We start from the raw sequence: 11,508 nt of genomic DNA, 5'->3' as shown, positions 1-11,508 counted from the left end.
AACCCCGCCTCCACCCCGCGCAGACTGTCGTGACCGCTCAGTTGCGCATAGATCAGCGCCACCAGGTGATCCCAGCTCTTGAAGGACTTGTCGTAGCCATCCCCGTCCAGACCATCCACAACTGTCTGAAACCGCCGTCGACTGATCGGTTCAAGGAGCTTCCCAAAAATGCTACCGCGAAATCGCATGCTCGGCCTTCTGTGTCTCGACAACCAGAAAAGACCGGTTTGCCTCGGTTTTGCCGAGCATGCACTGCGACATAGCGATTCATTCCCCGGACAGCCCTGCGCTCGCGGGGAGAGGTCGGATCGCATCGAAGATGCGATCCGGATGAGGGGGAACCGTTCCACGAGTCTATCTCTCACCGTGTTTGCGGAAGCTCCCCTCATCCCGACCTTCTCCCCGCGTGCGGGGAGAAGGAGAAACTCCCCAACTCCTGAATTGATCGCATTGGAAGGCTCCGCACAGGCGGGGGCACACCCATGAATCTCTCGAAATTTTTCATCGACCGCCCGATCTTTGCAGGCGTGCTGTCGGTCCTGATTTTCCTCGCCGGCCTGATCTCGCTGCTCGCGATGCCGATCTCGGAATATCCCGATGTCGTGCCGCCTTCGGTCGTGGTGCGCGCCACCTATCCCGGCGCCAATCCGAAGGTGATCGCGGAAACGGTCGCGACCCCGATCGAGGAGCAGATCAACGGCGTCGAGAACATGCTCTATATGAGCAGCCAGGCGACCACCGACGGCGCGATGACGCTGACGGTGACCTTCCGCCTCGGCACCGACCCCGACAAGGCGACGCAGCTCGTGCAGAACCGCGTGCAGCAGGCCGAGCCGCGCCTGCCGGCGGTGGTGCGCCAGCTCGGCATCATCACCAAGAAGAGCTCGCCCGACCTCACCATGGTGGTGCACCTGTTGTCGCCGAACAACCGCTACGACATGACGTATTTGCGCAACTACGCAGTGCTCAATGTCAAGGACCGGCTGGCGCGGATCGACGGCGTCGGCGACGTCCAGCTCTATGGCGCCGGCGACTATTCGATGCGGGTCTGGGTCGATCCGCAGAAGGCCGCCGAGCACGGCCTGACCGCGAGCGATATCGTCAGGGCGATCCAGGCGCAGAATGTCGAAGCCGCCGCCGGCGTGGTCGGCTCCTCGCCCAGCGTCAAGGGCATCGACCTGCAGCTTTCCGTCAACGCGGAGGGCCGGCTCGCCAGCGAAGAGCAGTTCGGTGAGATCGTGGTGAAGACCGGCGCGCGCGGCGAGGTGGTACGGCTGCGTGACGTCGCGCGCATTGAGTTAGGGGCTTCCGAATATGGCCTGCGCTCCCTGCTCGACAACAAGCAGGCGGTCGCGATCCCGATCAACCAAGCGCCCGGCTCCAACGCCCTCGATATCTCCACCAAGGTCCGCGCCACCATGGCCGAGATCAAGAAGAACATGCCCGATGGCGTCGACTTCAAGATCGTCTACGATCCCACGCAGTTCGTGCGTTCCTCGATCGAGGCGGTGGTGCACACGCTCTTGGAAGCGATCGTGCTGGTCGTGCTGGTGGTGATCCTGTTCCTGCAGACCTGGCGCGCCTCGATCATTCCGCTGCTCGCGGTGCCGGTGTCGATCGTCGGCACCTTCGCGGTGATGCATGTGTTCGGCTTCTCCATCAATGCGCTCAGCCTGTTCGGCCTGGTGCTCGCGATCGGCATCGTCGTCGACGACGCCATCGTCGTGGTCGAGAACGTCGAACGCAATATCGAGTCCGGCCTGTCGCCGCGGGAGGCCACCTACCAGGCGATGAAGGAAGTGTCCGGCCCGATCATCGCGATCGCGCTGGTCCTGATCGCGGTGTTCGTGCCGCTCGCCTTCATCTCCGGCCTCACCGGGCAGTTCTACAAGCAGTTCGCGTTGACGATCGCGATCTCCACCGTGATCTCGGCGATCAACTCGCTGACACTGTCGCCGGCGCTCTCGGCGCTGCTGCTGAAGGGCCATCACGAGCCCAAGGACAGGCTGACGCTGATCATGGACAAGGGGCTGGGCTGGTTCTTCCGGGGCTTTAACCGCGTCTTCACGCGCTCCTCGGAGAATTACGGCCGCAGCGTCACCAAGGTGATCTTCGGCAAGGCCGCCGTGATGGGCGTCTATGTGCTCCTGATCGGCGTCACCGCGGTGCTGTTCAAGCAGGTGCCGAGCGGCTTCGTTCCCGGCCAGGACAAGCAGTATCTGGTCGGCTTCGCGCGGCTGCCCGACGGCGCGACGCTGGATCGCACCGAGGAGGTCATCCGCAAGATGAGCGACATCGCGCTGACGCAGCCCGGCGTCGAAAGCTCGGTGGCGTTCCCGGGTCTGTCGATCTCCGGCTTCACCAACTCCTCCAACGCCGGCATCGTGTTCTCGACGCTGAAGCCGTTCGACGAGCGCAAGGACGCTTCGCTCAGCGGCAATGCGATCGCCGCCGAGCTCAACAAGAAATATGCCGGCATCCAGGAAGCCTTCATCGCGATGTTCCCGCCGCCGCCGGTCAACGGTCTCGGCACCATCGGCGGCTTCAAGCTGCAGATCGAGGATCGCGCTGGCCTCGGCTATGACGCGCTCAACGAGGCGACCAAGGCGTTCATGGCGGCGATGTCGAAGGCGCCGGAGATCGCCGGCCTGTTCTCGAGCTTCCAGGTCAACGTTCCCCAGCTCTATGCCGACATCGACCGCACCAAGGCGCTGCAGCTCGGCGTGCCCGTGACGGAGGTGTTCAACACGCTCCAAATCTATTTGGGCTCGTACTACGTCAACGACTTCAACAAATTCGGTCGTACGTACTCAGTCTATGTCCAGGCCGACGCGCCGTTCCGCGCCCGCGCCGACGACATCAGGCAGTTGAAGGTGCGTTCGGCCTCCGGCGACATGGTGCCGCTATCGGCGCTGCTGAAGATCCGCCAGAGCGCAGGGCCAGAGCGCGCGATCCGCTACAACGGCTTTTTGTCGTCGGACATCAACGCCGCTGCGGCGCCCGGCTATTCGTCCGGCCAGGCGCAGGAAGCGGCGACGCGGATCGCCGCCGAAGTGCTGCCGCCGGGCTTTGCCTTCGAATGGACCGACCTGACCTATCAGGAGTTCATCGCCGGCAATTCCGGCCTCTGGGTCTTCCCGCTCGCGATCCTGCTGGTCTTCCTGGTGCTGGCTGCGCTCTATGAAAGCCTGACGCTGCCGCTCGCGATCCTCATGATCGTGCCGATGGGACTATTGGCTGCGATGTTCGGCGTCTGGCTCTCCGGCGGCGACAACAACATCTTCACCCAGATCGGCTTGATCGTGCTGGTGGGATTGTCGGCGAAGAACGCGATCCTGATCGTCGAGTTCGCGCGCGAGTTGGAATTCGCCGGACGTTCGCCGATCCGCGCCGCGATCGAGGCGAGCCGCTTGCGGCTTCGCCCGATCCTGATGACGTCGATGGCGTTCATCATGGGCGTGCTGCCGCTGGTGCTCTCGACCGGCGCCGGCTCGGAGATGCGTCGCGCGATGGGCGTCGCAGTGTTCTCCGGCATGATCGGCGTCACGATCTTCGGTCTGTTCCTGACGCCGGTCTTCTATGTGTTGCTCCGCAGCGCCACCGGCATGAAGCCGCTGACGCATCACGGCGAAGCGACCATTCCAACAAAGGCCCACGCGGCATGACGCCGCGCGGGCCCGGAGCGTGATCACGCATTACAAAAAGATGAAGCGGGATGGTTTCGAGGAAAAATCATCCCGCTGCGGTCCTCACCTCAAGCGGCGAGGTCCTGCAGCAGTTTCGACGAGCCGCGCACCAGCACCTTGCGTCCGGCAGGCGTTAACGCAAGCGAATCGCCCCGCATCGCGGCGAGCCCCAGCGTGATCAGGCTATCGACCGCAAACCTGCTTATTCTCGAAGGGTTTGCTGCAGGTGCACGCAACGCCTTGAGAACTTCCCACTGATCCGTCGTCAGCTCGTAGTCGAATTCGTCGTTCATGGTCCCTCGGATTCGTTAACCATCGACGGGGTGCGTATTACCCAGCGCTCGTGAAGAACATGCGACCAGAACGAGTCAGGATTTCGAATTACGGGGATAGACCGTCACATCATCGTGTGGCTGGAATTCTTCAATATTTTCAAGCCATCCATTGAATCTTAACCAGATGATACAGCAGCACTTCTGACGTGTAGCCCGGGTGCAGCGCAGCGTGGCCCGGTGCATCTGCACCCACATTCACAAGCAGTCCCGGGTTACGCTCGCGCTGCACCCGGGCTGCGGCGGCTTTCGAGATCAACCGCGACGTACGCTGGCACCGCCATCCACAGGCAAGGTTACTCCGGTAATAAAGCTCGCTTCATCTGACGCCAGAAACAGCGCGGCGTTGGCGACGTCCCAGCCGGTGCCCATCTTCTGGCGCAGCGGCACCTTGCTGTCGCGCTCGGCCTCGACTTCCGCGCGGCTCTTGTTGAATTCGCGGGCGCGGGTGTCGACCGCCATCGGCGTGTTCATCAGGCCGGGCAGGATCACATTGGCGCGAATGCCGTATTGCGCGTTCTGATAGGCGAGCTGTTCGGTGAAGGCGATCATCGCCGACTTCGTCGCCTTGTAGGCGACGTAAGGGTAGGTCGTGATCGCCGCCATCGAGGAGATATTGATGATGGCGCCGCTGTTCTGCGCGCGCATGATCGGGATCACATGCTTGGCGGCGAGGATGCAGCTCTTGAGGTTGATCGCGACGCAGCGGTCGAACGCCTCTTCGCTGATCTCGAGCAGTTCGGCATCGCCGCCTGCGAGGCTGACGCCGACATTGTTGTGCAGGATATCGACCTTGCCCCAGCGCCGATGGGCGTCCGCCACCATCGCTTTGATCTCGGCGTTCTTCGTCACGTCGGCCTTGAAGGCGACAGCGGTGCCGCCCTTCGCCGCGATCATGTCGACGGTCTCCTGCGCTGATTCGAAATGGTGGTCGACGCACAGCACCTTGGCGCCTTCGCGCGCGAAAGTGAGCGCGGTGGCGCGGCCGTTGCCGATGCCCTCGCCGGGACTCTGGCCGGCGCCGACGACGATGGCGACACGATCTTGAAGGCGCATCTCTGCTTCACTCCCGCTTTTCGTTCTTGTCCATCGGGGTTCTCCCCGTTGACGATAGCGTTTCAAAGATGCGCGGGGCCGGCAAGGGGGCGGGAGATATGCTGTCAGGCCATGAATGCAGGCCCTTCAACGCATAGCAAAACGGTGCATTTTATGCAGCCATAAAAGCTTGCACGAACGGGGAGCGAAGCATGTCGCTGATGGAAGTTGGCCTGGACGACAAGTACCGGTTGGATGTCAAACGCATCTTTCTTTCCGGTACCCAGGCGCTGGTGCGGCTTCCCATGCTGCAGCGCGAACGCGATCGTGCGCGGGGACTCACCACAGCGGGTTTCATCTCCGGCTACCGCGGCTCGCCGCTCGGTATGTACGACCACACATTGTGGCGGGCGAAATCTTTCCTCAAGCAGCACGACATCGCCTTCGTCCCTGGCCTCAACGAGGATCTGGCCGCGACTGCGGTGTGGGGCAGCCAGCAGGTCGGCATGTTTCCGGGCGCCAAGGTCGATGGCGTGTTCGGCATCTGGTACGGCAAGGGACCCGGCGTCGACCGCTCGCTCGATGCGCTGAAGCACGCCAATTCCGCCGGCACCTCGCGGAATGGCGGCGTGATCGCGCTCGCCGGCGACGACCATGGCTGCCAGTCCTCGACGCTGGCGCATCAGAGCGAGCAGGTGTTCGCATCGGCGCTGATGCCGGTCGTCAATCCGGCCACGCTGCAGGACTATCTCGACCTCGGCATCCTTGGCTTCGCCTTGTCGCGCTACAGCGGCTGCTGGGTCGGCTTCAAGGCGATCTCCGAGACGGTGGAGAGCTCGGCCTCGATCATCAGCGATCCCGACCGCATCCGGATCATCACGCCGGATGATTTCGAGATGCCGCCGGATGGCCTTTCCATTCGCTGGCCGGATGCGCCGCTCGAACAGGAGCGCCGCCTGCACGGCCCGAAGATGCAGGCCGTCGCCGCCTTTGCCCGCGCCAACCGCTTCGACCGCATCGTGCTCGACTCCAAGCCGGCGCGGCTCGGCATCATGGCGACCGGCAAGGCCTATCTCGATCTGCGACAGGCGCTGGCTGAGCTTGGTATCACCGACGCCGAGGCGCAAGCGCTCGGTCTTCGCATCTACAAGGTCGCGCTGACATGGCCGCTGGAGGAATCCGGCGCCCGCGCCTTCGCCGAAGGATTGCAGGACGTGCTCGTGGTCGAGGAGAAGCGTGGCTTCATCGAGGACCAGCTCATCCGCATCCTCTACAATGTGGATGCTTCCAGGCGGCCGTCGGTGGTCGGCAAGCGCGACGAGAGCGGCGCGGTGCTGCTGCCGAGCGAAGGGGAATTGACGCCGACCATGGTCGCTGCCGCTGTCGTCGCGCGGCTGCGCAGGCTCGGCCATCGCAGTCCGATGCTGGAGCAACGCCTCGCCAAGCTGGAGGCCTTCGATCGGCCGGCCGAGGGCATCGGCGCCGCAAAACTGCAGCGCACGCCCTATTTCTGCTCGGGCTGTCCGCACAACACCTCGACCAAGATCCCGGAAGGCAGCCGCGCCATGGCCGGCATCGGCTGTCACGGCATGGCGCTGTCGATCCCGGCGCGCCGCACCGCCACCATCTCGCATATGGGCGGCGAGGGCGTGGCCTGGATTGGGCAGGCGCCGTTCACCGACGAGAAGCACGTCTTCCAGAATCTCGGCGACGGCACCTACACCCATTCAGGCCTGCTCGCACTGCGCGCCGCGGCCGCCGCCGGCGTCAACATCACCTACAAGATCCTCTATAATGATGCGGTCGCGATGACCGGCGGTCAGCCCGCCGAAGGCAGCTTCAACGTGTCGCAGATTGCGCATCAGGTCGCCGCCGAAGGCACCAAGCGCATCGCCATCGTCTCCGACGATCCCACCAAATATCCCGCCAACTATTTCCCCACTGGCGCCACCATCCATCACCGCCGCGAGCTCGATGCCGTACAGCGCGAGCTCCGCGACATCGCCGGCCTCACGGTCCTGATCTACGACCAGACCTGCGCGGCCGAGAAGCGGCGTCGCCGCAAGCGCGGGCTCTATCCCGATCCGCCCAAGCGCGTCTTCATCAACGAGCGCGTCTGCGAGGGCTGCGGCGATTGCTCGGTGCAATCGAACTGCGTCTCGGTGCAGCCGCTCGAGACCGAATTCGGTCGCAAGCGTCGCATCGACCAGTCCAACTGCAACAAGGATTTCTCCTGCATCGAGGGCTTCTGCCCGAGCTTCGTCACCGTCCACAATCCCAAGCTGCGCAAGGCCGACCGCGCCGCTACCGATCCGTCGGCACTGTTTAAGGATTTGCCGACGCCGAAGCCGCAGGCGCTGTCCGGCCCCTACAATATTCTCGTCACCGGTATCGGCGGCACCGGCGTCATCACCATCGGCGCGCTGCTCGGCATGGCCGCCCATGTCGAAGGGCTCGCCTGCTCGACGCTCGATTTCACCGGCCTGTCGCAGAAGAACGGCGCGGTCATGAGCCATGTCCGCCTTGCGCCGCGTGCGGAGGATCTCGCCAGCGTCCGCATCGCCGCGGGCGGCGCCAATCTGATCCTCGGCTGCGACATCGTGGTCGCGACCAGCGTCGCGGCGCTCAGCCGGGCCGAACGCGGCGTGACGCGCGCGATCGTCAATGCCGACCTGCTGCCGACCGCGAGCTTCGTGATGAATCCCGACCTCGATTTCGAGGCGGGCGCGATGCGTGACACGCTGAGCGGGGCCGTCACCTCGTCCGACCTCGACATCCTCGACGCCACCGGCCTTGCCACCGCGCTGATGGGCGACAGCATCGCCACCAACGCCTTCCTGCTCGGCTTCGCCTTCCAGCGCGGCGCGGTGCCGATGTCGCTGGAGGCGCTGATGAAGGCGATCGAGCTGAACGGCGCCGCCGTCGAGATGAACAAGATGGCCTTCTCATGGGGCCGGCTCGCCGCGCACGACCTGGCGCGCGTCGTCAGCGCCGCGCGCTTCAAAACGTCGAGCGCGGCGCCGGCACGGCGCACGCTCGACGAGACCATCGCCTTCCGCGCCAAGTTCCTCACCGACTATCAGGACGAGGCCTATTCGCAGCGTTACCTCGCCGACGTCGCGCGGGTGCGGGCCGCCGAGACGGCAGCGGCCCCCGGCGCACATGAGCTGACGGAGGCGTTTGCAAAAGGCCTGTTCAAGCTGATGGCCTACAAGGACGAGTACGAGGTCGCACGGCTCTATACCGATGGCGAATTCGCGAGGGCGTTGAAGGAGCAGTTCGACGGCGAGCCCGGGTTGAAGGTGCTGCTCGCCCCGCCGCTGTTCGCGCGTCGCGACAAGGTCACCGGACATCTGCAGAAGCGCGAGTTCGGGCCCTGGGTGTTCAGCGCGTTCAGGCTGCTGGCGCGGCTGAAACGCTTGCGTGGTTCCGCGTTCGATATCTTCGGCTACACCGCCGAGCGGCGGATGGAGCGGGCGCTGCCGGGCGAATATTCGGCGATGATCCTGCGCCATCTCGGCAACAAGCCGCTCGATTTGCCGCGCTTGGTGGCGCTGGCGAAGGCTGCGGAGTTGGTACGCGGCTACGGCCACGTCAAGGAAGCGAACGTCGGTCGCTATCGCCAGGAGTGCCAGCGGCTCGAAGCTGCGATCGGTCAGCCGGTCGCGCAGGCGGCCGAGTAGGTTCCGATCCGGTCCGGTGCTTGGGCTGATTCTTGAGCCTATTCTTGGGCCGCAGGAAGCAACCTGCGGCCATTGTTTTCGTTGATCGGTAACCGTGCCCACAGGATCGGCTGGAATTGTCCGGCCGGCTTCCTACATGATGGGCGTGTCCACTTGGAGTCATTTCGGAGGCGTTCGGTGAGCTCCAGAAATGCAGTTCTGGCCGCCGTTGCCACCGCCGCCCTGGTCCTGAGCGTCCCGGCGATGGCGGACGATTATCGCCCCGGCGACTATTTCAATCTCGACCTCTCCAAGGCCGTGCTGTCGCCTAAGCGGCTCGGTCCGCCGACGGAGTTCGCACCGGTTCCCGTCGAAGCCAAAAGCGATCACAATGATGCTGCACACGTGGTCGCGGAACCGAAGCCGGTAGAGACGAAAAGGGTCAGGGCCGCGCGTGCTGCGCCTGTGCCTGAGCGGTCGGTGCGCACCGAGCGGCGCGTTCCCGCCCGCGCCAAGCTTGCCCGCCGCCACGGCAACCCCCTCGACGCCCAGGCCCGCGACACCCGCATCCAGACCTGGCCCTGCCGCTCCGGCGGCATCTGCAACTGGCGCTGACGGGCGCGCCCGACAAAGTCTTAAGAGCACCACTGGCGCACACATTCTCCGTCATGCCCGGGCTTGACCCGGCCATCCACGAGAGCGCGCGCGGCTGCAAGACGTGGATGCCCGGGTCAAGCCCGGGCATGACCAGCGCGTTTTCACGAGTCATCCACCTGACGTAAAACCGTAGGCTGGGAGTCAAGCAGCGCAGGCAACCTTCGTCGCGATTCGACGGAGATCCTGCCTGATGGCGATTGCGACACGCGCCAGGCGCGGCCTGACCCGGCGCCAGCTTCTGATCCGGTCAGGCTCGACCGCCGCACTCGCAAGTCTCGGCACTCTCGCAAAGCCTTATCTCAGCCGCGCCGCCGATCGCCCGCAGCTTCGGTGCGGGATTCAATCGGGTGACGTCTCTGATGATGCCGCTGTGATCTGGTCGCGTGTCGATCGGGCCGCGCGGATGCAGGTGGAATGCGCAGCCGACGAGAATTTCAAGACCATTTTGCGCGCGGCCTCAAGCGACGCGCTGCCTTCAACCGACTTCACCGCAAAGCTCCTCATCGATGGCCTGCCGCCGGGACAGGACATTTTCTATCGCGTGCGCTTTGAATCGTCCGATGGGCTTGCGGGCGAGGCGAGGGGCGGCCGTTTCCGCACGGCACCGATGACGCGCCAATCGATCTCCTTCGTCTGGTCCGGCGATACCGTGGGGCAGGGTTGGGGCATCGATCCCTCCCGCGGCGGCCTGCGCAGCTACCGCACGATGCTGGCGAACCGTCCCGACTTCTTCATTCATTCCGGCGACCACATCTACGCCGATTGCCCGGTGCCATCTGAGTTGCGGCTGCCGGACGGCACGCTCTGGCGTAACATCGTCACCGAAGAGAAGTCGACGGTTGCCAGGAGCCTCGCGCAATTTCGCGGCAACTACAAATACAATTGGTGTGACGCAAACTTCCGCGCCTTCCATGCGGAAGTGCCGATGTTCGCACAATGGGACGACCACGAGGTCGCCGACGACTGGTCGCCGATCGGCAGCGCTGATGAGACCGGCTATGCCGAGGACGGCTCTTCGCGTCTGGTGGCGCGGGCGCGGCGCGCGTTTCACGAATTCATGCCGATGCGCGCTACCCTCGCGCAGGACGGCCGCGTCTATCGCAAGATCGCCTATGGTCCGCTGCTCGACGTGTTCCTCATCGACATGCGCTCTTACCGCGATTCCACGTGGAATAAAGGCGATGGCAACAGCGACAGCTTCATCCTTGGCAAGGCGCAGCTCGCCTGGCTGAAGCGCGAGCTGGTCGCCTCCAACGCCACCTGGAAGGTGATCGCCGCGGACTTGCCGATCGGCCTCGTCAGCCTGGATGCGGTCGCGCTCGGCGACGGCTCGCCGGAGCGGCGCAAGCACGAGATCGCCGATCTCCTGTCTTTCATGAAGTGCGCCGACATCCGCAACACGGTCTGGCTCACCGCCGACATGCACTACACCGCGGCCCATCATTACGACCCGAACCGTGCGGTCTACCAGGATTTCGAGCCGTTCTGGGAATTCGTCTCCGGCCCGCTGCACGCCGGCACCTGGTCGCCGGGCGTGCTCGACAACACCTTCGGCCCCAAAGCGATGTATCAGAAAGGCTGCAGCGCGGAGCAGGGCGACAACCTCGCTCCCTGCTTCGGCCTGCAGTTCTTCGGTCGCGTCGACATCGATGGCCCGACCGGGGTGATGACGGTGACCTTGAAGGACGTCGACAACCGCGATCTCTGGTCGGTCGATATCGAGCCACGGCCGGATGCGCGGCCGGGCGAGATCATGGCAGAGCACATCTGACTCCCTCCGTCATTCCGGGGCGTCCGAAGGACGAGCCCGGAATCCATTCCGGCTGCAGCCCCTTGTCATTGCGAGCCAACGGGTCGCGCGAACGCGCGCCCGACGACAGGCTCCGCGAAGCGATCCACGTCTCCACAAGTGGCGCTATGGATTGCTTCGCTCTGATCGCAATGACGATGTGGATGCTTTGGGTGCGACAAATCAACTCGACGGGCAAATCAGCCCAAAGTCTGTCCAGCCGTGCTGCGAAAAATATTCCGCTTTCGCCGTCGGGCAAATCAGTGATTTAACTCCGCGCGTCTCACGGCGGATGAGGGGCGGCTCGCGATCGTCACGAACGTTGCGGTGAGATGCGGTGGACGTGA

7 protein-coding genes are annotated in these 11,508 nt (G+C 64.2%); 4 read left to right on the top strand and 3 right to left on the bottom strand.

Features of this window, described 5'->3' with window-relative positions:
- Positions 1–188, bottom strand: a 188-nt coding sequence (locus YY7_RS62460; RefSeq protein ID WP_155255562.1) for a DUF4372 domain-containing protein, incomplete at its 3' end; no start/stop codon positions are given.
- A 294-nt stretch (positions 189–482) separates the two neighbouring features.
- On the opposite strand from YY7_RS62460, the gene YY7_RS0147665 reads away from it, so the two are divergent.
- Positions 483–3,665: an efflux RND transporter permease subunit gene (locus YY7_RS0147665; protein WP_028169158.1), complete on the top strand. Its 3,183-nt coding sequence runs from the start codon at positions 483–485 to the stop codon at positions 3,663–3,665.
- An 89-nt stretch (positions 3,666–3,754) separates the two neighbouring features.
- Here YY7_RS0147665 and YY7_RS0147660 read toward each other — a convergent pair whose 3' ends face one another.
- Both YY7_RS0147660 and YY7_RS0147655 read right to left on the bottom strand, forming a co-directional pair.
- Positions 3,755–3,979 carry a hypothetical protein gene (locus tag YY7_RS0147660; RefSeq protein ID WP_028169157.1) on the bottom strand — a complete coding sequence of 75 codons (225 nt, stop codon included), beginning with the start codon at positions 3,977–3,979 and terminating at the stop codon, positions 3,755–3,757.
- A 294-nt stretch (positions 3,980–4,273) separates the two neighbouring features.
- Positions 4,274–5,074, bottom strand: coding sequence for an SDR family NAD(P)-dependent oxidoreductase (locus YY7_RS0147655; protein ID WP_028169156.1), 801 nt, complete (start codon positions 5,072–5,074; stop codon positions 4,274–4,276).
- Between the two features lie 191 nt (positions 5,075–5,265).
- On the opposite strand from YY7_RS0147655, the gene YY7_RS0147650 reads away from it, so the two are divergent.
- The 3 genes from YY7_RS0147650 (at position 5,266) to YY7_RS0147640 (ending at position 11,143) form a co-directional block, all read left to right on the top strand.
- The gene (locus YY7_RS0147650) at positions 5,266–8,736 is read left to right on the top strand and encodes an indolepyruvate ferredoxin oxidoreductase family protein (RefSeq protein WP_028169155.1); all 3,471 of its coding nucleotides are present in this window, start codon (positions 5,266–5,268) and stop codon (positions 8,734–8,736) included.
- Positions 8,737–8,979: 243 nt separating this feature from the next.
- Complete coding sequence (locus tag YY7_RS0147645; protein ID WP_035692994.1) at positions 8,980–9,330, top strand: hypothetical protein; 351 nt, start codon at positions 8,980–8,982, stop codon at positions 9,328–9,330.
- A gap of 232 nt (positions 9,331–9,562) precedes the next feature.
- A complete protein-coding gene (locus YY7_RS0147640) occupies positions 9,563–11,143 on the top strand; it encodes an alkaline phosphatase D family protein (RefSeq protein ID WP_035692992.1) in 1,581 nt (526 codons plus the stop codon).
- Positions 11,144–11,508 lie beyond the last annotated feature (365 nt).

The sequence above is a fragment of the Bradyrhizobium elkanii WSM2783 genome (assembly GCF_000472865.1).
GTDB classification, from domain to species: Bacteria; Pseudomonadota; Alphaproteobacteria; order Rhizobiales; family Xanthobacteraceae; genus Bradyrhizobium; species Bradyrhizobium elkanii_A.
The sequence above is the reverse complement of the archived record's forward strand: the minus strand, read 5'-3'. Positions and strand labels throughout refer to the sequence as shown.

Excerpts from the sequence above, each read along its gene's own strand:
- YY7_RS0147650 (WP_028169155.1), top strand. The coding sequence starts at position 5,266 with ATGTCGCTGATGGAAGTTGGCCTGGACGACAAGTACCGGTTGGATGTC.
- YY7_RS0147640 (WP_035692992.1), top strand. The coding sequence starts at position 9,563 with ATGGCGATTGCGACACGCGCCAGGCGCGGCCTGACCCGGCGCCAGCTT.
- YY7_RS0147655 (WP_028169156.1), bottom strand. The coding sequence starts at position 5,074 with ATGCGCCTTCAAGATCGTGTCGCCATCGTCGTCGGCGCCGGCCAGAGT.
- YY7_RS0147665 (WP_028169158.1), top strand. The coding sequence starts at position 483 with ATGAATCTCTCGAAATTTTTCATCGACCGCCCGATCTTTGCAGGCGTG.
- YY7_RS0147645 (WP_035692994.1), top strand. The coding sequence starts at position 8,980 with ATGGCGGACGATTATCGCCCCGGCGACTATTTCAATCTCGACCTCTCC.
- YY7_RS0147660 (WP_028169157.1), bottom strand. The coding sequence starts at position 3,979 with ATGAACGACGAATTCGACTACGAGCTGACGACGGATCAGTGGGAAGTT.